Annotated in this window: 13 protein-coding genes and 1 pseudogene; 7 read left to right on the top strand and 7 right to left on the bottom strand. The window is 54.2% G+C overall.

Annotated features, from left to right (window positions below; all coding sequences use genetic code 11):
• From AC13QE_RS17285 to AC13QE_RS17295, 3 genes and pseudogenes are all read left to right on the top strand, one after another.
• Window positions 1-272 (top strand): annotated as a pseudogene (locus AC13QE_RS17285) (hypothetical protein); the annotation flags it as partial.
• A 520-nt stretch (window positions 273-792) separates the two neighbouring features.
• Window positions 793-1,842 carry an alpha/beta fold hydrolase gene (locus tag AC13QE_RS17290; protein WP_488484584.1) on the top strand — a complete coding sequence of 350 codons (1,050 nt, stop codon included), beginning with the start codon at window positions 793-795 and terminating at the stop codon, window positions 1,840-1,842.
• An 86-nt stretch (window positions 1,843-1,928) separates the two neighbouring features.
• Window positions 1,929-2,669 (top strand): response regulator, encoded by a 741-nt coding sequence (locus tag AC13QE_RS17295; RefSeq protein WP_488484585.1) that lies wholly within the window; start codon window positions 1,929-1,931, stop codon window positions 2,667-2,669.
• 179 nt (window positions 2,670-2,848) lie between these two features.
• Here AC13QE_RS17295 and AC13QE_RS17300 read toward each other — a convergent pair whose 3' ends face one another.
• Together AC13QE_RS17300 and AC13QE_RS17305 are read right to left on the bottom strand one after the other, a co-directional pair.
• Window positions 2,849-3,796: an NAD(P)-dependent oxidoreductase gene (locus tag AC13QE_RS17300; RefSeq protein ID WP_488484586.1), complete on the bottom strand. Its 948-nt coding sequence runs from the start codon at window positions 3,794-3,796 to the stop codon at window positions 2,849-2,851.
• A gap of 490 nt (window positions 3,797-4,286) precedes the next feature.
• Window positions 4,287-5,753 (bottom strand): sodium:solute symporter family protein, encoded by a 1,467-nt coding sequence (locus tag AC13QE_RS17305; protein WP_488484587.1) that lies wholly within the window; start codon window positions 5,751-5,753, stop codon window positions 4,287-4,289.
• 494 nt (window positions 5,754-6,247) lie between these two features.
• Between AC13QE_RS17305 and AC13QE_RS17310 the strand changes: the two genes are divergently transcribed.
• Window positions 6,248-6,970, top strand: a complete 723-nt coding sequence (locus AC13QE_RS17310) for a response regulator (protein WP_488484588.1) — start codon at window positions 6,248-6,250, stop codon at window positions 6,968-6,970.
• Between the two features lie 223 nt (window positions 6,971-7,193).
• A complete protein-coding gene (locus tag AC13QE_RS17315; RefSeq protein WP_488484589.1) occupies window positions 7,194-9,731 on the top strand; it encodes a two-component system VirA-like sensor kinase in 2,538 nt (845 codons plus the stop codon).
• A 22-nt stretch (window positions 9,732-9,753) separates the two neighbouring features.
• On the opposite strand, the gene AC13QE_RS17320 is transcribed toward AC13QE_RS17315, so the two are convergent.
• Together AC13QE_RS17320 and AC13QE_RS17325 are read right to left on the bottom strand one after the other, a co-directional pair.
• Window positions 9,754-11,088: an MFS transporter gene (locus tag AC13QE_RS17320; RefSeq protein ID WP_488484590.1), complete on the bottom strand. Its 1,335-nt coding sequence runs from the start codon at window positions 11,086-11,088 to the stop codon at window positions 9,754-9,756.
• A gap of 163 nt (window positions 11,089-11,251) precedes the next feature.
• Window positions 11,252-12,544 carry a sensor histidine kinase gene (locus tag AC13QE_RS17325; protein WP_488484591.1) on the bottom strand — a complete coding sequence of 431 codons (1,293 nt, stop codon included), beginning with the start codon at window positions 12,542-12,544 and terminating at the stop codon, window positions 11,252-11,254.
• A 552-nt stretch (window positions 12,545-13,096) separates the two neighbouring features.
• On the opposite strand from AC13QE_RS17325, the gene AC13QE_RS17330 reads away from it, so the two are divergent.
• Window positions 13,097-13,996: an alpha/beta hydrolase gene (locus AC13QE_RS17330; protein ID WP_488484592.1), complete on the top strand. Its 900-nt coding sequence runs from the start codon at window positions 13,097-13,099 to the stop codon at window positions 13,994-13,996.
• A 176-nt stretch (window positions 13,997-14,172) separates the two neighbouring features.
• On the opposite strand, the gene AC13QE_RS17335 is transcribed toward AC13QE_RS17330, so the two are convergent.
• A complete protein-coding gene (locus AC13QE_RS17335; protein WP_488484593.1) occupies window positions 14,173-14,445 on the bottom strand; it encodes a hypothetical protein in 273 nt (90 codons plus the stop codon).
• A gap of 553 nt (window positions 14,446-14,998) precedes the next feature.
• Between AC13QE_RS17335 and AC13QE_RS17340 the strand changes: the two genes are divergently transcribed.
• Window positions 14,999-15,565: a response regulator transcription factor gene (locus AC13QE_RS17340; RefSeq protein ID WP_488484594.1), complete on the top strand. Its 567-nt coding sequence runs from the start codon at window positions 14,999-15,001 to the stop codon at window positions 15,563-15,565.
• Window positions 15,566-16,439: 874 nt separating this feature from the next.
• Here the strand turns inward: AC13QE_RS17340 and AC13QE_RS17345 are convergent.
• Complete coding sequence (locus AC13QE_RS17345; RefSeq protein ID WP_488484595.1) at window positions 16,440-17,687, bottom strand: oxalate decarboxylase family bicupin; 1,248 nt, start codon at window positions 17,685-17,687, stop codon at window positions 16,440-16,442.
• Window positions 17,688-17,721: 34 nt separating this feature from the next.
• The gene (locus AC13QE_RS17350) at window positions 17,722-20,832 is read right to left on the bottom strand and encodes an efflux RND transporter permease subunit (RefSeq protein ID WP_488484596.1); all 3,111 of its coding nucleotides are present in this window, start codon (window positions 20,830-20,832) and stop codon (window positions 17,722-17,724) included.
• Window positions 20,833-20,834: the final 2 nt, after the last annotated feature.

Genomic DNA, 20,834 nt, shown 5'->3' on the forward strand with positions numbered 1-20,834 from the left:
TTGCGCAGCTTCCGCGCCCGATTGTCGCTTCTGCGCTGGAGGCAGGAACGCTCAAAAGTGTCCTGGAACCTTTCGCTCCCATTACACCGGGGGTTTTCCTCTACTTTCCTCACCGTCGGCAGATGCTGCCGAAACTCCGCGCGTTCATCGATCATGTGAAGAGTGGTAATGCTGTTCGTGAGACGGTCGTAATGTCAGCCAATAGCCGCACTCAGCCGGTGGGCGGGATAGGCGCAGGTGCGCCAGCCGGCACGCCACGAAATGACCGCTAGCTCGGATCGACCGCGCGGGCCGCTCATCTGGCTATAGCTCGCGCCATGGTCGCGACGAAACGCAAAATGGAATGAAATCCCAACACAATGAATAATCAGCCTTGTCCGGCAAACTGTTTGGCAACCCTACACACGTTCGAGAATAGAGCCTCATCGCACGAAGGCATACGACTCATTCGGTTAGATAAATGCCAGAAATGGTCGCTGGTTCACCTCCCTTCAAGAGCTCCGAGCCCCGTCTGGGTCAATCCGTATGTGTTGCGTTGGTCGTCGGTGAACTTGATCTGCTGGCGCCGAGCCCGTAGCTCAATGGTTAGAGCCGTCGGCGTCCAACCCACTGGGTAAGAAGCAACGTCCAGGGACGATGCCCCTAAATTACCGCGAAGTGCAGTGCCCCCGGCGTCATGCCGATAGTCGGCGTGGATTGCTACAAACGTATTAAATCGGGAAATATTGGAAACAATGGAGATACTTAGCGGCGGTTCTGTGTCGTCGCTGAATGTGTAACCGGAGAATCAACATGTCAGAAGAAATCAATCACCAGCGTCGCCAAGTGGTCGGTGCGGCCGCCTTGGCGTTCGCCGCAGTTCAGTTCGGGGTTGTCGGCGCTGCGAAAGCAGAGACTTCGCCATCCACTTCTAGTGCGCCGTCAGTTAAAGCGGGCACGCACACTTCCTTTCAGACCTTGAAGCAAATCAAAGCGGGCCTGCTGGATGTCGGGTATGCTGAAGTTGGCCCGGCAGATGGCCCGGTCGTTTTACTGCTGCATGGCTGGCCATACGACATCTACAGCTATGTTGACGTTGCCCCGCTATTGGCCGACGCCGGCTATCGAGTGATCATTCCGTATCTTCGCGGCTACGGCTCTACCAGATTTCTCGAGAAGTCCACTCCGCGCAATGCACAACAGGCAGCCTTAGCAGTGGATATGATCGATCTCATGGATTCCCTGAAAATCAAGAGAGCCATACTCGGTGGCTTCGACTGGGGTGCCCGGACCGTCAATATTATGGCAGCTCTTTGGCCGGACCGGTGTAAGGGGATGGTCTCAGTCAGCGGCTACCTCATCGGCAGTCAGGCGGCGAACAAGAAGCCGCTTCCGCCGCAGGCGGAGCTTGAATGGTGGTACCAGTACTACTTCGCAACCGAGCGCGGCGTTTTGGGTTACGATCAATATCGTCACGATTTTGCGAAGCTGATTTGGAAGCTGGCATCCCCCAAGTGGGACTTCGACGATGCAACATTCGAACGCAGCGCCAAGGCGCTCGACAATCCGGATCAGGTCGCGATCACAATTTACAATTATCGCTGGCGTTTAGGTCTCGAGGAAAGTGAGAGAAAATACGCCCAGTACGAACGCAAACTTGCCGAGTTTCCGGACATTCACGTACCAACGATCACCATGGAGGGCGACGCAAACGGCGCGCCCCATCCTGAGCCTGCCAGCTATGCGAAGAAGTTTACCGGCAAATACGAGCATCGCAACCTGACAGGTGGGATCGGCCACAATCTTCCTCAGGAAGCGCCGCAGGCGTTTGCACAGGCAATCATTGACGTCGATCACTTCTGATCTGTCTGCGGTTGCCGAGAGGGCATTCTCGCTCGGCAACCAAATTGGTGATCAAAGGTAGCCGGGCGAACAAGGGGGCATCCCTGATGGAACATGTTGACCACATCCTGATTGTCGATGACGATCGCGAGATCCGAGAGCTGGTTTCCGGCTATCTGATCAAAAACGGCTTTCGCATTTCGATGGCGGCGGATGGCAGGCAGATGAGGACTTGCCTCGAAGCGAATGCAATTGATCTGATCCTGCTTGATATAATGATGCCGGGCGATAATGGCTTCGCATTATGTCGGCAGTTGCGAGCGAGCAAGCACAAGGAGATTCCTGTGCTTATGTTGACGGCATGTCGTGATGAGGTCGATCGGGTCGCGGGCCTGGATCTAGGAGCCGACGACTATGTTCTGAAGCCTTTCGCCGCACGGGAGCTTCTCGCCAGGATCAAAGCAGTCCTGAGACGAACCAGATCCTTGCCGCCCAATCTTCAAATTAGCAATGCCGCGCGATTGCTGCGGTTCGGATTGTGGCGTCTTGATACCGTAGGCCGCCACCTGATCGATCAAAAGGGCGCCGCAGTCGCGCTGAGCGGAGCAGAACTGCGGCTTTTGCGGGTCTTCATCGATCGTCCCCAAAGGGTGTTAAGCCGCAATCAGCTTCTCGACCTTACTCGGGGACGACACGCCGAGCTCTTCGACCGATCAATCGATTTGTTAGTCAGCAGATTGCGGCAGAGGCTGGGAGATGACGCTCGTGAGCCAGTCTATATAAAGACCGTGCGCAGCGAAGGGTATGCATTTTCCGTGCCTGTGGAAGTCGCAGAGGCCAGGATCTGATTTTTCTCGCTCCTCCTGCGGCGGTTATAGCTCGTTTTCGATACCGAGGGCGACGCATTTTACTCTAGACCCACATGAAGCTTTCTTCAGACATCGCAGGAGATACGGATCGTCAATCACGCCGAGCTCGACGATTGGTATCTCCTGCGAGCAGGGCTCCGTGTCACTTTATCAGGAGATCAGGCAACCTGATTCAAGAGCGGCTCACCCGTGACGAGCCGGACGATATTGTCAGCAACTCCGGCTGCTATATCACTCATCCCAGCAACGGTGATGCCGGCGACATGGGGAGTAGCAATGACATTGTCCATTTGAAGAAGAGGGTCGCTGGAGTCAAACGGTTCGCGCCAGAAGACATCGAGGCCTACGCCCCCCAGATGGCCATCAGCAAGACACGCATAGAGACCGGCGTAATCTATCAAGCCTCCTCGCGCGATGTTTACCACGAAAGCGCCTCTGGGCAGCGCTCTCAATTCCCTCTCCGTAATCGCGTTGACATTGCTTCGCGACTGTCTCAAGCAAACGACGAGAATTTCCGTTTCGGCCAGGCAGTGCTCGATCTCGCTCACTGCGTAACACTTGTCCAGCCCGTACGCTGCGATCTTTGCTGCTGTGGGCTCCCTGGTGCATCCAATCAGCCGGACCCCAAACGCCTTCAGTCTTTGTGCGAGAGGCAGAGCAACGGCACCCAGGCCATATATGCACGCTGTACGACCCGCCAAGCTCATCCCGACCGGTGTCCCCCAGCAGCCAGTTCTGACGTTGTGCTCGGCAAGCCGCAGGCGTCGCAGCAGTGCCAACATCAACAAAATGGTATGTTCAGCAACAGAATCGGCATTGCCGCCGCTCGCCGCGATATTGGCAACAGCTGTACCCTTCGCTCGCGCATGATCGATGTCTACACCTTCAAGACCTGATCCCCATTGCTGTATAAGCCGCGGCTTTGCGCGATCTATCAATGATGCCGTTATCGGATGCATCATCGGAATCATTACATCGTTGCGCTCGGGCAGATTTGCTTCGACACCGTCCCATACGACGATGTTTCCCTCAAAGCTGTGTGGGAGAGCCTCCCGAAGATAGCCGGCAATGTCCGGAAATGACGTTCCGCATAATACGATGTTCATAGCGTTCCTCATTAATCGTCGGCGGCCCTAAGCGATCGCCGGTTGGTCAGAAAGCGATGACTTCGCATGCTCCCGCCAAACAGTGATTTCAGTGGCGAACTCTGCGTTACATTTGAAAGAGGTACACAAATCTATGGCTTAGCCGGACCGCCGACTAAGTGGCTGTAATAATGAGAGTGAAACGTATCTTGGGGTTTCAAAAACCTGCTGATGATATGAATGTAATGATGCAATCCGCGTAAGGGCATCTAACGAGTCGTGTCGTTTTTGTCGTCAAGCTTGAAGATGATCCACATGCCGAGCGCAATGATAAAAACGCTGCAAACGTTCCAAACAAAAAAAATGGGCAAGCCCGCCAGCCGTTCGTCGCTGTTGCAGATGATATTGCCCCCAAAAACCACCAGAACTAGAGTGATTACGAGAATTATTTTTAGCAATTCTCTTTCCTTCTTGGCACTTTATAACCGTGTCTCATATTCGCTGGCCGCTCTTAGTTGTCGAAGCGGGGCGAGGCGAGTGGCCGCGCCGTCGCGATGCTAACAAGGGCGGCGACCAGTATATTCAGGGTAAGGGCGATAAAGCCCGTGTTAATCTCCTTAATTGCTATCGGCGCATCGGGAAAAAAGCTTGAAATTGTCAGCCCTGTCGTGACCACGATCCCAACGGCTCCAACTCCGACGATAATTCCTGCCGCAGCTCCTTCTTTAGTGAGGGGATTTTTCGAGAGAAGGCTTGCAAAGAGTGCAGGGAAAAGCTGGGTGACGATGCTGTATCCCATGATCAGCACTGAAACGATGCTGTCGCCTCCGATAAGGGTGAAATAGACTGCGACTGTGCTAATCGCCACGACTGAGAGCCTAGCTGCAGTGGTCACCTTCGCTTCGGGAAGCAAGGGCGCAATCCGTCGAAGTATGTTGGCAGAAATCAACGTCGAACCAGCGATAAGAATAGTCGAACCGGGCACTAAGGCAGTGAGGACTCCCGCCGCCCCGATAACGCCCACAAACCAGGGGTCGAAAGTTTTGAGCGAGAGCTTCAGAAGAGCAAGGTCGATCTCGCCACCATGCAAGCCAGGGACTTGGAGAACGGCCGCAAACCCGACCAGCATTGCGAAAAGCATTACAAGTGCATACAGCGGCATGAAAACCGCATTGCGCTTGAACGCCCCCTCGGTTCTGGACGTAAATACGGAGGAAAAGGTATGCGGCCACATGTAGAGGCCAAGTGCCGACAGCGCGACTGTGCTGCAATACCAGATGATTGTCTCGCCGCTATCGGGCAATGATAGAAATCCTGGACGCACGGCTTCGATCTGTTCAAACATCGCTCCAATGCCGCCGTAATAGTGATAAGGGAGATAGATACCCAGGAATGCACAGATGATCCACGTCGTGCTATCCTTGACCCCCGCAGCCCACGCTGACCCCCGCATACCTGATGCGATGACGTAGAGCGTCATTATCGCCGCCCCACCGATAACGGCTAGCCAGTTCGGTATTGTTCCACCTGAGACCGTTTCCGCAATGATGCCGAGGCCTCTAAGTTGCAGGATTAAATAGGGTATCAGAGCGACGAGCCCGACAAAGGTGACAAGCATCCCAAGGCCTGGACTGTTATATTTTCTCTCGAAGAAGTCGGGTTGGGTTACCAGGCGCTCTTTGTTGGCAAAGCTCCATATGGGCGGTAACAGCCAGTAGGACAGGATAAAGCCTAGGCAGGTGTAGGTCAGGATATAGAATACAGTGCCGCCCTTTCCGTAGGCATAACCACTCACGCCAAGAAAAGTGAAAGTCGTATAAATTTCGCCTGCCATCAAGACGAAAACGAGGAGGGCTCCAAACTTCCGCCCACCGAGCGCCCATTGTTCGAAACTGACCTGTGGTCGTTTGCGCTCAAGGATGCCCACAACAAAAATAGCTGCTGTGATTCCCAAAACGAGCAAAAGCGCGAGATTCACGGCTGACCGTCCATCGTCGGCAAGGCAGAATGCGAGCACTGGAACAGGTTGCAGCCCGTTCCCGAGACGCCTGGATCGGTTTTATGTTTTGTCGTCATTGTGGCTTCATTTCGAATTGGCGCATCAAGGTGATTAAAGGGCAGGGTACCTCTTCAAACCGATGCTGACTAGCGTTTGGTCGACGCAATGCTCGTCAATCGTCTTACGATCGTAATAGTCCATCTGTCCCAACCGGCTTGGTTCGGTTTCCTAGAACGGAATAGGAGAAGTGGTTTCTGTAGCAACGGTTTCATAATGCCAATGGGGAGGCTAATTCTTGGCCACCTGATGCTGCTCGGCAAAAATTGCAATTGTAACGCAGCCGCCGCCGATGAAATCTCGTTGAAATCCGGCAGCGCAATAGCCAATAGGTGAAAACTTGAGCCAAGAACGCCGCGCTGCCAGCAGATATATGATAGGTCCTGCCAGTGGTCAGGACCGGGTAGGGGGACAACGTGAAACACATTCTTGTCGTCGATGATGACAGCAAGCTTCGGGGACTTCTCATAGATTACCTCTCCCAGCACGCATTTCGGGTGACGGGGGTGAAAGATAGCCACTCCCTTGCTCAAGTGCTGCAGGCTGAGCAGGTCGACCTGATCCTCGTCGATATGAATCTTGGACACGAAGATGGTTTGGAAATCGTCCGGACGCTATCTGGGAAAACCGATGCTCCAATCATCATCATTAGCGGAGACAGGCTGGAGGAAACCGACAAGGTCGTGGGGCTGGAACTCGGTGCATCGGACTACATAACCAAGCCTTTTGGACTCCGTGAATTTCTCGCTCGAGTTCGAGCCGCGCTGCGAGTCCGGCCGGTTGTTTCGGATCGAAAGGAGCGGAAGATCTATTCCTTTGACAAATGGATTTTAAATGCCAAAAAGCGCGAACTTACCTCCTCCGATCAGCTGGACGTCAAGTTAACTGCCGGCGAATTTAACCTGCTCATTGCCTTCCTTGACGCTCCTCGCCAGATTCTTTCTCGCGAACAGCTGTTGTCTGCAAGCCGCGTTCATGATGAGGAAATCTTTGATCGAAGCATCGACGTGTTGATCTTAAGGCTTCGGCGAAAATTGGAGATTGATCCATCTGCACCGAGACTCATTCGTACCGAGCGTGGCGCGGGCTATATTTTTGATGCCGATGTGTCAGTCGAAACTCGGCGACGTCCGAAATGAGATCGCCTATCCTCGCTGGAGTTCCGAATTGCGGGCCATGGCGAGGGCGCCGTCGCCTGACCGCACCCGATGGATAATGAAGTGTTTTCAGATATATTCGACTGAGGATTTGCGATGAGGGCGATGGCGGGAGAGTGATCACCTTTTAGTTTCTTAAGACGAGCAACCCCACGCTGCGGTCCTTGGAAATTTCAATTCTTGAACCTCCCTAGCGACGATTTCGATGGACAACATTTCTAGAGGCCCTCAGCGACGAGCGACGATTGAACTATGGCGCATTGCAGTGCTGGTGGTCGGGGCGCTCTGCTTCGCGTTGCTTGCAGTCGGGCGAACACCCTCGCGAGATACCCATGAGACAATCTTGACATCTCTGAGGGCAATTGACGTCAATCATGCCTCCCTGCAGCGCGATATTTTACGGGCCCGTGCAGGGCTATTAAGGGATTACGAGCCTATTGAAACGTCGATCGCCAATCTTCACGCGGCGGTCAAACGTCTCCGCACTACCTTTCCCGAGAGCGGGGTAGAGAACGTGGCAGCCTTAAACACGGAGCTCGATACACTTTCTACATCTATCGATCGAGACGACCAGCTCGTTGAGCGCTTTAAGTCAGGCAATCTCCTCCTGCAAAGCGCAATGGTGATTACCACGCGGATATTGAGCGATCTTCATGCGAGCGAAGATCCATCCATCGAAATAGCCCTCAAAAAATCGGCAGATCTCGGAAACCTGATGATGCGTTTCGCAGCTGAGCCGACGGAAAGATTCGCGCGCGCGATTGAGGATATGCTGAGCAGTCTTCTGCGGTCCCCCGCTGCATCAAATCCGGATATCCAGACCTACGTCACCAATGCACGGACGATCTTGCAGACCCTGCCCACCGTAGACGACACAATAGAAGCAATTCAGGCATCCCGAACATCTGATGAAGCTCAGATTTTGCAGATGCAATATCTCGACGCCTTCGGCGTCATCAGTATTCGGTCTGCCTGGACTCGGATCTTGCTCGGGTCGATTTCGGTTTTGCTATGTGCCTACGTCGCAATATTGGTGTATCGTCTCAGGGGGCAGACTCATCGCCTCACGCAGCAGCTCGACCTCGAAAATCTGACCGCCGACATCAAGAAGCGGTTCAGCGAGGAACACGATGCAGTTGTCGATGCTGTATCCTCTTCGCTGAAAATCGTCGCGGAGTTCTTTGATGCCGGCGAATACGTTTTCTATATTGTCGACGGCAAATCCAATACCGTAATGCAAAGGCTGGGCAATACATTATTGGGCGACCGAGATCCACTTCGTGACATATTGCGGGAGCAAATCACGGCTACCACAATGAAAGAACGACTCCATTGGGATCGCTTTTACTATAACAATCTCCAGCGGCTGGCGATGCGATCTTTTCCTGAAGGAGCGATGAGCGCCGGTTCGGTGATAGCCGCCAGCATAGATACTGATCAGATTGCCATACTCTTTCTCGGACATCGTGACGTTCGCAGGAAGCCCGGCAGTGACGAAATCAGACTTCTGGGCCAGGCGGTGATTGCGCTCGCTCAATGCATCCGCACTCACGCCGAACGAAAGGAGAGGCAGCAGCTTGAGGTGCGGCTCGAACATGCGCAACGTCTTGAAGCCGTAGGCACGCTTGCGGGCGGCATCGCTCACGAATTCAACAATGCACTAGGCGCCATTATGGGATATGGCGAGATGGCTCTACAGATCAATCGTGGCTCTACGCGAACTCGCCAATATCTCAAGGAGATCGTGTCCAGCGGCCATCGAGCAAAACACATTATTGATCAGATACTTACCTTCAGCCGCAAGCGTGACAGATTAAACCGCCCTTTCGATGTGGCTGAAGCTATCGAAGATATCGTTCCGTTGATCAAGCTTTCATTGCCCGGCAATGTTACTTTGGCCACATCCGTTGAGCCGTCGATGCAAGCTGTCGTTGGCAATCCGATCGATTTACAGCAGGTTCTGATGAACCTTTGCACAAACGCTGTTCAAGCTGCCGTCGGCCATTGCGACGTGAGTTTTGAAGCTCGTCAGGTGGAAATTGAGAGTAGCCTTTCGCTTTCCCATGGTGAACTTTCCGAAGGTCGGTATGTCTCTTTGAGCGTCATTGATACTGCAGGAGGGATCCCTCCAAGCATTCTACCTCACATCTTTGAGCCATTCTTTACGACGAAATCGAAAAGCGGCGGAACCGGATTGGGATTGGCCGCGGTCCATGGTCACGTTACCGGAATGGGTGGCAAGATTCATGTGGAAAGCGAGATTGGTTTAGGTTCGACGTTTAGAATCTACCTGCCTTGCTCTAGTCATGAGCCTGTGCCGCTGACTTCATTCTTCGACGAAAAGGCGGTGCCGCTGGGAGATGGAGAGCTTGTCGTCTTGGGTCAACGAGACAACAATGTCCGGCTTATGTATGAGGAAAAAATTGCTGCCCTTGGATATGAGCCGGTCGGCCTGCCGAGCCTGGCTGGAGTCAAACGATGGCTCGAATCCCATGAGCGGTTTCCCGATATCATACTACTCGATCTGGATCTATGGCAGTCTCCGCCTGACATCAGAGGATTAGCCGCGTCATTCGCGCCAATCCCGGTGCTCTTTTTGACCGATCCCGAGCGGGATAATATGGACCACCGGACATTTGCTGAGATCCCGTTTCTTCGCAAGCCGCTAAGTTCGAACGGTTTGGCCAACGCGCTATTCCAGTCCATGTCAAGCCGGAGCAAGCAAGACTTGGGTGCTGAATAGGAATTGGGAAGCTGTCTCGCGTTCAGAGCCGAGGGGATGCGAAGTATTTGAGGATTTCCGGAGCCTTTCGGACATAAAAACCGAGCGCGATCGCCAATACACCGACGCATGCGAGATAGCTGACGTGTGAAAGTGGATATAGTGCCAGCAACGCGGTCATTCCTACGGGCGTCAAACCTCCAAAGAACGCGTAGGCAAGGTTATAGGAGAAGGAAACACCCGAGAACCTGATATTCGGCGGAAAGCACGACACCATAACGACCGGGACGCCGGCGCAAACGGACCCGGAGAGACCGACAATCACGCTGAGTGGGTAAAGATACGATAAGCCCAATAAAGAGATGCTGAGATATGCGAGACTTCCAATGCCAAGTCCGATGCCTCCGCAAATGAAGAACTTCGCAGAACCAACACGATCAATCAGGACTCCGCCGAGTAAAACCCCAAGCGCGAGGGATAGGGAGCTTATCAGCGCCGCGATGAGGCCCGGTATCGGTTCGACTTTGTGGGACAGCTGAAGGATCGTCGGCACCATGAGCGTAGACATGACGACACTTGCAGACAGGATCCAAGTGCAGAACATCGATATGACAACGCCTCGGAAATAACTACGTACGACGATTTTCAAAGGCATTTCCGGAACGAGCAGGGTTCTTGCCTTGAGAGCCAGGAATACGGGAGTTTCCGCGAGCTTTCGTCGAAGCTTTACGCCTAAAAGTCCAAAGACGCCCCCGACGACAAACGGGATCCGCCATCCGTAATTAAGCATTGCTGTCGGCCCGAAAAATGACGACATCGCGAGCGTAACGCCCGCGCCGAGCGCGACGCCAACCCCGAATCCCGCGCAGATTACTCCGCATGCCAGTCCTGCCCTTCGGGCGGAGATATGCTCCACCGCAAAAGTCCACGCGCCTGGAATCTCTCCCCCAATAGCTATTCCTTGGGAAATCCTAAGCGCGAGCAGCACCAACGGCGCTGCAATACCAATCGTTCGGTAATCGGGCACGATGCCTACGCACAGGGTCGATCCGGCCATTAAAAGAACCGAGAATGCAAAGACATTCTTCCTCCCGAACAGATCGCCAAAATGCGCAAGGATCACGCCACCCATGGGCCTGAAAATATAACCAGCGGCAAATATTCCGAATGTCTGCACGGTAGTGACCCAGACTGGCATGCCTGCAGGAAAGAAGCGTGAGCCGATAGCATCCGCGAGGAAGACGAAGATTACGAAGTCATAAAATTCCAGTGCTCCTCCAGCAGCGATAAGACAGAGCATTTGAATAGAGCCAGAGGGCTCGCAATGCAGGTCGTTGCCGGCTTCGGGATGTCCGATATTTCGAGATTGTGAGCTCAATTTATTGTGCCATGGAAGACGCGCAAATTCTTCCTGGTCCTAATATTGATGGGCCGTCGATGGAAATGGAATCTGATTACAAATGAAAACTAAAGGCTCGTGTACTTTTTCTCGCGCCCCCGATCTTGGTCCCGATGCGCATTCTCGCGATGCGCAGATTCGGTCACGCACATTCACTGATCGAATTCCGACGGGCCGATGAGCAGGTTCGCTCAACTGCCAGTTCAGCAACTAAGCCGCCGCCTGGTCTGTTTCGCAGATCAAAGCTAGCGCCCAATGTTGCAGCGAGGTTTTGCACTATTGCCAAGCCGAGGCCGGCTCCCGAAATATGGGGCGAACTCTTATAATTCGCACGAACGAAGGGCTTCCTCACCACATCCAGCATTTCCTCTGGGATTCCAGGACCGCGATCCATAACAGAAATCCGGAGCAAATTCTCGCTGATGTATGTGACACAGATCTCGGCAGCATTGGAAAACTTTAGGGAATTGTCGATCAGATTCGATAGTGCGCGCCGCAAGGCGTAGGGTCTGGTGACGAGCGTTCCCGGAACATCGCTGATTACGCTTACGGCGCGCCCGGTATCTTGATAATCCAAAGCCAACGACTCGATAAACGATTTTATGTCGATCAGCTTGGGCTCTTCTTCACTCAGGTGCGCACTCTTTGCATAGGCTATTCCCTGCCGCATAAGCCTCTCGGTTTCATCCAAGTCTCGCAGAAACTTCTCCTTGTCGGGAAAATCGTCAGCGAGTTCCGCGCGCAATCGCATGCGCGTAATCGGGGTTTGCATGTCGTGGGAAAACGCTGACAGCATCTGGATACGCTCTTCGATATGGTGCATCAGGGTACTCCGCATCCCGTTGAAGGCCCTCGCCGCTGTTGCGAACTGCCTTACTCCTGATTCCGGACGTGAGACATCAAGCCGATCCGATTGGAAGCCCTCTACCGGTGCCGCGATATATGCAGGCGGTCTTATCACGCGCTTGAGCGCATACAGATAGCAGACCGAGAGCGCGACCAAGAATACAATATTACCAATGAATATACCTGCCACTGGAACAAACGAGCTTACTACTGCGCTGGAACGATCTGATAACCGCTCGTTCGGACGTGGTTCCGGCCAGAAGATCGGCGCAGTGTCGGAGCGACCGTGCAGCACAACTTCATCTCCAGCGTTGCTTTTTATCTGCTGTACTCTCGGCAGGGCGAAGCGGAAGCTCTCCGCCTGAATTGGGAGAGGTACGATTCCATTAGATGACACTTGGTTCCGACGCACCAAGGCAGGATACTTGTTATCGAAACCCACACCTAATGCGCCGGTCGTGGTCGCCAATGTTATAAGACCCAAGATCAGACATAGATGCAAGAGTTTGGCTAAGTGCCCTTGAGTGGTCTGCATTAGTTCGCGCTTCAAATGACAGTCTGTCGGTTTCTCTGTTTCGACCATCGGCATGGCTTCCCCCATAAGCCTATACAACTGGCACGAATATCTCGATCTGAGCTGACGGATTTGTTTCAGATTATTGCAAATAAGTTTCGTCTGTAGCTGGAGAAGGTGGAATGTCGAGTCTCGACAACAACACAGCGGAAATTGGCACGTTTGGAATTGAAGAGGTGTGTATTTGAAATGATCCAGTCGAGACCTGACGGTCGAAAATTCCCGATCAGTTCAAGCGTGCTCACAAAGTGCTGATTGGGGCCATCCCCAACCGCAGTCCTTTGTTGCTTGAACGATTCCACAAAGGCAGACTCGCTCGCGCCCTCATCTTTGGCGGCGATACAGGCCCAATTGGAACAGTCCAGCTTTGAACTCCTATTCCTGAATGCACCTGCGTGACGACTTTAACCTGTATTTTTGGCACGGTCCGATCGACAATCAATCGCTACACTTTGATACAACAAACCCAGAGATCTGAAACATTCGAAACATGTGCAAGCTTTACTCTTTTCCATCACTTTGGTCGACCGAGAGGGCCGAAGACGCGTTGCAATAGGAGAATCTTCGATGCGGACATCAGTATCCTATACAAGTTCTGGGTTAAGGATTGTCGGACACCTTTATAAACCGCAGGAGCCCAACGGACGCTCCATTGTCATTGGGCATCCTGGTACGTCGATCAAGGAACAGTCACCAGCTCTATACGCACAAAAGCTATCTAACCAAGGTTTCACGGTCTTAACATTTGATGCCGCTTATCAGGGTGAGAGCGAAGGTTCCCCACGTGGTCTTGAGAATCCGGCACAGCGGATCGAAGACTTCAAAGCTTCGATTTCGTTTCTCAGTAATCAAGCAGGGATCGATGAGCATAGGCTCGGTGTTCTCGGCATTTGCGCGTCAGGCGGTTATGTCGTGCCCGCGTCTGCCGGCGATCGCAGGATAAAAGCAGTAGCGACAATCGCCGCGGTTGACGTCGGCCTCCAAGTCCGCGTCGGCCCTGATGGCGCGCAGAACCCAGCTGTTATGGACAATCTTTTGAAAGCAGCCGCGCAGGCACGAACGCGAGCGGCAAGGGGCGAAGAAATGGGTAGCTTCCCGATTTTTCCTGCAAATGAAGAGGAAGCGCGTGCCGCGGGCCTTCATGTCTTCGAAGGTTGGGACTATTACTGCACGGACCGATGCAGCCACCCGCGCTCAGCAAAGTCCCTTACCTGGGATAGCCTCGACAGAATGGCAACGTTTGATGCCTTCCGTTTTATCGATATGATCGCACCAAGACCCCTCTTGATGATAACGGCCGAGAAAGCCGTGACGGCATGGATGACGCGTGAGGCGATCGCGCGAGCAAAAGAACCCAAGGCGCTGTATATCGTCAAAGATGCCACCCACGTGGATCTCTACGATCGGCAAGGAGCGGTGAACGAGGCTGTGGCGCAGTTGATCGCATTTTTCTCCGCGGCTCTATAACCTCGAAATGCACGGAAGGAGCCAGCGACGCTCGCCTTTGACTCTATTCGTCGTCGCAAGCTGTATAAGCGGATCATCGCGGCAGATGTCAGGGCAAGAGATGGCGGCGTTTCTGTCCCGTTTATGACGAAGTAGAAATCCACGGCGCGGTGTTCACCGCGCCGTGGCCCAGCGGGTCAGCGATCGTCGTCGCCTGGACCGATAACGCACGTGGGAACGTAGCAATTTTCGAGATCCGGAACGAGGCGCGGTTCAAGAATCTGGCCCCCGTCGCACTTGGTATCGCTGTTTACGTAACGAACGTAAAGATCGAGATCGGGCTCCTTTTTGTCAGTGTAATGATAAAGATAGGCACCACTAGCTTCGATGTCGTGCTTCAAGCCGTCACAAGTCTGGGCTGCGAACGCTGCAGGAGCCAAAACTCCGCTCATAACCGTCACCAGCGCCAAGCGGGATCCTAGCGATGAGAGGCTAATGGAGCGACTGCTTAAATTGTAGGATGTGGAGTTCATGTGTGCGTATTCCTTTTTGTTAACAAATGGAACTTAGTGTATTTGAGTCAAAGTTTGTATTAAATCATCGTATCGTTGTATATGTACAATAGTATAGTAATATAACGTGTCGCTGCGGGAGTTTCGTTGGTGATTTGTCAAGAGCTGTGATGCGCACTGACTTTTGATCGAGGCCCGTTTTCTAGGAATAGACTACAACGTGAACCCTTGCTGATGTAGATGCAGGCTCATGATCGTCTCGCTCAGCTTGATCACCAACATCAACTTTCGATGGACGGAAGGGTGCTGGCTGTAACGCGCTACACGGTGGAAGAATCAGACCGCACTTTGAGGGATATTGCCTCGGTATTGAAAGAGCCCACCACTATGGCTCGAACAGCGGTCATTGAATACGGTCTACCAACTGCGCTACCCGATCTATCCGTACGTATAGTATCTGACACAGCCTTGCCCTCTTACACTTCAGGAAACGGAAGCAAAGGAGATGGCGATGACGCCTGTTGATCCTATTTATTCTAGCGAGCATCCAGTCGCCATCACAAGAACCGCAGTGCTGATCGTCGATCCCGGTGTCGGTCCCACATCTCCACTTGCCGAGCACCTCGCCGAACGTGGTCTTCATATATGCTTTGCAGATACAATTGATGCGGCGAAGCGACAGCTTTGCCGAACCGTAGTCTCTTTTGCCGTTGTCGAGTTCGTCCTGGACGATGGCGATGGGCTGGATTTTGTAAGGACAATTGCAAAGCGCTATCCGCTCTGCCGTACACTAGTTCACAGCCGGTTTTGTAATCTCGCCAATACTGTAAGTGCGATCAAGGCGGGTGCCACGGATGTCCTACCTAAGCCGGCTGACGTTGGTCTGCTCGTCGGTATTCTATTGAACGAGCATTCTAACCGGCTGATGCTGCCATTATCCCTCCCGGCACCAAACAGCATCCGCCAAATGCATATCAGAGATGTCTATATGTCGTGCGACGCGAATGTGTCGCGCGCGGCACGTCAGTTATCAATGCACCGAAGGACGTTGCAGCGTCTGCTTAAGCGCTGCACCTAACCGTGATAGGATTGCGACCGATGTCAGGTCAAGTGCGCCTGTACACTCAGTCCCGTTAGGCGCCTCTCCCGTCGGAGTGGGAGGTTATCGAGTGATCGGCGTCCCGTGCCGGAGGACGCGCAGATAGCAGTTTCATATCCGGACCATCCCATGCGGTGGTGATGTGCACATAGGTAACCTTGAAGAATTCGCAAATCGCTTCAGCCTAACCGAGGGAATCATCACCAAACTCACGAGTTAGCCTCGATTGATATCGTTGAGACGGAGCGCGGGCCTGATGTTTCGTTATCCCTAGAGCCGAATCCTATGCGCCAGACATGGGGCCGCTCGCGTTGAGGACCGTGCAGGCCGGCACAATACGCTTTATAAGGCCTGCAGTGCCGTGATTCCGGCACGATCAACGGCAGGGATGGCGCTGCCATGGCAACGAGCTGCATCTCGGTCGAGACGGCGGCGAAGAGGCAATCCTCGGGATCCCGATGCCGATCGCGGCCTCTGCCCCAACCACACTCGTTATCGCAAGGCTCAGGCGGGCAGGATTGACCCTGGACTGTCTCGTTCGCGGTAGCGACTATGAAGTCTTTGGATGGGAACCGTGTCTTGATTGCCGTCGTCATAGCTGAATAGTGCGATTGGCGGCAGAGATGGCTGCTGTCGAACGACAGCCGTGCCGAGTGCCTTTTCATACAGCCTAGTGCCGCTGCGTCCAATTCGTTTCATGGCAACGTCTCACTTGATAATCCCGGCTAAAAATAGACGGTGCGAAGTCTGTCGGGCTTGCACGTATAATTCTGCCGGCGCTCGCTGGAGCAAGCGCGTGCCGCTAAACCCCGCCTGGACATCGCAACGCCTCGTGACGTCGCGATGTCGGGATTCAGCGCGGCAGGATACCCGGCTGGTCGGCGGGAAACCTGGCAATGTCGGCAGGGCTGACATTGAGGTGCTGTGCGACAAGGGCCGCGGGCGTGTGCGTCAACCAAGACGACAGGCCGATCTCCTGGTACTCGGCGACTTTGAAAACTGCCACAAACTGCAGCTCCGTATTGCCGGTATTCTCAATGATGTGTCCCTGGCTCTTTTTAACATATCCGATGTCCCCCGGCCGGAAATCGGCGGTCTGACTGCGAGGGCCGGCGTCGAATACCGTCATGCGGCCCTCGCCCTTGATCCAATATTGCCACTCGTCTGCATTGGGATGCCAATGCATTTCACGCACTCCTCCAGGCTTGATCGTCTCTATTGCCGCGGCGATGGTCTTGGATACTTTGAAAGTGCTGCTATCGGCCAGTTGGAGCGTCCCAGAGGCATTCTGTTTGAGTGGAGGCGAGGCCGTCAGTCTGTATGTGAAGGGGTAGGGAGGTAAACCGGCGGATGCCACGGCCTCTTGATCGGCCGCAAGCGGTCCAGGTTCTTTTCCTTGGAAAATCCAGAGGTCCTGCAGCGGGATATTTTTGAAAATTTCTTGAGACACACCGAAATTCTTGCCTAGTAGCTCCGGCGAGGTATGCGCCAGCCAATCGGTCAAAAGCAGCGTGCCATACTCCGACTGATCGCCTTCGTCGAAAACGATGACGAACTCGCAACCGTCAGGACCAAGTCCCTGCAGCGAATGCGGAAAGCCTGCCGGGAAATACCAAAGGTCGCCGGCTTGGACATCCTGCACGTAAGCTCGTCCTTGCGCATCAAGGACCGTGATGCGGCAACGCCCATTGGTCATGATCGCCCATTCTGCGGCGCGGTGCCAATGCATTTCGCGAATTCCGCCAGGCCCGAGGCGCATGTTGACGCCTGATACGGCTTCAGAGATCGCAAAATCCGCTTTGGTAACCTGGCGGGCCCACCCGCCGTTTTGAATGCGCTTTGCAGCGTTGTTGAATGAGCCCCAAAAGAGCTGCATGTCTCCGACGTCCGTGGCGGGCGGACTCTGAAAGGATGGAAACTGCTCATTTATCGCCTGGTTCTTGGGACCAGGATCCGACAACCCCGCAGGATTGGCATTGACGGCTCCCTCGGCGGGCTGATCCGGATTGCCGAAACTGGCAGCATGGGCAATTCCTGTCGCAAGCGCGGTGCCTCCCATAGCCCCTAGGGCAAGTACTGTGCGTCGGGATACTGGATCCATAGGTGTCACTCCTTTGACGTGGACGAATGGGGGATTATTCTGCTGGTGCCTCAGCACCCGAAAAGGGGGCTCGCTTTCGGCTGACGATGCCGTTGAGTTTTTCGAGGTAAAGGTAGACAACGGGGGTCGTGTAGAGGGTCATGATCTGACTAATCACCAAGCCACCGACCAGTGCATAGCCGAGCGGCTGGCGAAGCTCCGAACCCGTACCGTGACCGATCATCAATGGCACTCCGGCAAGCAGGGCTGCGCAAGTGGTCATAATGATTGGGCGGAAGCGAAGCAGGCAAGCCTGCCGGATGGCGGCCTCCGGCGACAGTCCCTCCTGACGCTGCGCCACGATAGCGAAGTCGACAATCATGATGCCGTTCTTCTTCACGATTCCTATCAGGAGAATGACCCCAATCAGTGCGATCACGGTGAAATCAAAACCGAAGAGCCACAGCATCGCCAACGCGCCGAGACCGGCAGAAGGAAGGGTCGAAAGAATTGTCAAAGGGTGGATGTAACTTTCGTAGAGCACGCCAAGGATCAAATAGATCACTGCCAAGGCAGCGAGCACAAGCAGTGGCTCGGTCGCCAATGCGCTTTGGTAGGCCTGGGCGTTGCCTTGAAAGCTGCCAATCAAGGTCGCCGGTTTACCCATCTCTCTTTCCGCTTGAGCAATGGCAGCTACCGCCTGGCTCAGTGCCACACCCTTGTTGAGGTTGAAGGATAGGGTGACGGAAGGAAACTGGCTTTGATGGTTGACGGCAAGAACTGCCGTCGGCTCGGTCGTTTGCGTGACCAATTGATTGAGCGGAACCTGTTCACCTGTCAATGGAGACTTAAGATAGATGCCATTGATCGCGAGCGGCGAATTCTGAAACTGTGGTGCCAGCTCAAGCACGACGTGGTAGCTGTTCAGATCTGTGAAGTACTGCGTGACCTGACGTTGACCAAACGCGTCATAAAGGGTGTTATCGATGATCTGTGGCGAAATGCCGTAGCGTGAGGCTTGGTCGCGGTCGATTTTGAGCGTCACGGTGGCGCCGCCATCCTGCTGGTCAGTTGCCACGTCGGTAAGCTCTGGCAATGTTTTGAACTTCGCCAGCAACTTGCTCGCCCAGTCGTTCAACTCTTGGGCGGTGCCGTCCTGGAGTGTGTATTGAAATTGGGTCGCCGAACTCCTGCCGCCCACATTGATATCCTGCGCCGGCTGCAGGAAAAGCTGGGCTCCCTCCATCTGTGCCAGTCTTGGCCGCAGGCGATCGATGATTTCAGTTGCCGACGCGTCGCGCTTGTCGAGCGGCTTAAGAGTGATGAACATGCGGCCCGTATTTGCCGTCTGGCCTGCGCCACCTCCCACCGCCATGCCAATGGTCGCGACACCTGGATCGCTGGCGATGATTTTGCCCGCCTCGATCTGGCGTCGCTCCATCTCGGCGAACGAAATATCCTGGGAGGCCTCGAGTATGCCCGTTATCAGACCCGTGTCCTGTGTTGGAAAGAATCCCTTCGGAATATCGACGAAGAGCAAACCGGTTACACCTAGCGATGCAAGGAAGGCGAGCATCGTAGCGCGATGATGGCGCAAGGCGATATCGAGCGTGCGTCGATATCCGGCAAGGAGCAAGTCAAAGGCCCGTTCGAACGCCATGTAAAGAGCGCCATGGCGTACGGCACCTTCGGCTCGCAGAAACCGTGCACCCATCATTGGCGTGATGGTCAGCGAAACTAGCCCGGAAATGACGATTGTCAGCGTCACGGTAACGGCGAATTCGCGAAAGAGTTCGCCGACGATGCCCCCCATGAGAAGGAGCGGTATGAAGACAGCTACGAGCGAAACACTGATCGAGATGATGGTGAAGCCGATTTCACTTGCGCCGTCGATTGCGGCCCTCATCGGCGTCTTCCCCATCTCCATGTGACGGTGGATATTCTCGACCATGACGATTGCGTCATCGACGACAAAGCCGGTGGCGATGCTCAGCCCTAAAAGAGAAAGATTGTCGAGGCTAAACCCTACGGCCCACATCAAGGCAAGTGTCGCAAGCAGCGCCAGGGGCAGGGTGACACTCGGGATGACGGTCGCCCACAGATTGCGCAGGAAGAGAAAGATCACCATCACGACCAGCACGACGGTAATGATCAATGTCTTCTCCACATCAAGTACCGAGGCCCGAATTGTTACCGTTCGATCACTCAAGATCGAAAGGTGGATAGCCGCAGGTGCGATTGCTTGTATTTGAGGTAGTGCCGCTTTGATCTGATCGACCGTGTCGATCACATTCGCACCGGGCAGCTTGAAAATCGGAAGCACAATCGCGCGCTTGCCGTTAGCCCAGGCCGCAAGTTGCGTATTCTCGGGGCCATCGACCGCCCGACCAATATCTCGGATACGCACTGGCGCGCCCTTGCGATATGCAACGATTGCATCGTTCCACGGTGCCGCGGCCAAAAGTTGATCATTGTCGTAGATTGTATAAGTCCGCTCCGCCCCCTGCACACTTCCTTTGGGAGTTTCCGTAGTGATGCCCGTAACTGCGCTCCGCACATCCTCAAGAGATAGTCCTAAATCCGCGATTTTACTTGGATCGACTTGTAAGCGCACGGAAGGTTTCTGTTGGCCGAAGATCAAGACCTGAGACACACCGTTGATCTGGCTAATGTGCTGCGCGAGCACACTTTCGGCATAGTCGTCGACCTGAGTGAGCGGCAGAGTGTCGGACGTCAGCGCTAGAACCATGATGGGCGGATCAGCGGGATTGACCTTTCGATAGGTGGGCGGCGAAGGTAAATCCGTCGGAAGCTGCCCGCCGGCCGCGCTGATAGCTGTTTGCACGTCCTGCGCAGCGCCGTCGATGTTGCGTGAGAGGTCGAACTGGAGAGTAATGGAGCTGTTGCCGATCGTGCTTGTAGACGTCATCTGGGTAACGCCTGAGATCTGACCGAACTGCCGTTCAAGGGGTTGCGTGACTGATGAGGCCATTGTTTGCGGATCCGCGCCGGGCAACTGCGTCGTTACCTGGATGGTCGGGAAATCAACTTGCGGCAAGGGTGCAACGGGCAGAAGCGGATAGGTCACGACGCCCATCGCCAACAGTGCTGCCATCAACAATGACGTGGCGATCGGCCGGTGAATGAACCAAGAGGAGATCGACATCG

This window comes from Martinezella sp. CNPSo 3957, assembly GCF_057784395.1.

What these genes read in the sequence shown, in the direction of transcription:
- AC13QE_RS17290 (WP_488484584.1), top strand. Translation starts at nt 793, where the DNA reads ATGTCAGAAGAAATCAATCACCAGCGTCGCCAAGTGGTCGGTGCGGCC.
- AC13QE_RS17295 (WP_488484585.1), top strand. Translation starts at nt 1,929, where the DNA reads ATGGAACATGTTGACCACATCCTGATTGTCGATGACGATCGCGAGATC.
- AC13QE_RS17300 (WP_488484586.1), bottom strand. Translation starts at nt 3,796, where the DNA reads ATGAACATCGTATTATGCGGAACGTCATTTCCGGACATTGCCGGCTAT.
- AC13QE_RS17315 (WP_488484589.1), top strand. Translation starts at nt 7,194, where the DNA reads ATGGACAACATTTCTAGAGGCCCTCAGCGACGAGCGACGATTGAACTA.
- AC13QE_RS17325 (WP_488484591.1), bottom strand. Translation starts at nt 12,544, where the DNA reads ATGCCGATGGTCGAAACAGAGAAACCGACAGACTGTCATTTGAAGCGC.
- AC13QE_RS17330 (WP_488484592.1), top strand. Translation starts at nt 13,097, where the DNA reads ATGCGGACATCAGTATCCTATACAAGTTCTGGGTTAAGGATTGTCGGA.
- AC13QE_RS17340 (WP_488484594.1), top strand. Translation starts at nt 14,999, where the DNA reads ATGACGCCTGTTGATCCTATTTATTCTAGCGAGCATCCAGTCGCCATC.
- AC13QE_RS17345 (WP_488484595.1), bottom strand. Translation starts at nt 17,687, where the DNA reads ATGGATCCAGTATCCCGACGCACAGTACTTGCCCTAGGGGCTATGGGA.
- AC13QE_RS17350 (WP_488484596.1), bottom strand. Translation starts at nt 20,832, where the DNA reads ATGTCGATCTCCTCTTGGTTCATTCACCGGCCGATCGCCACGTCATTG.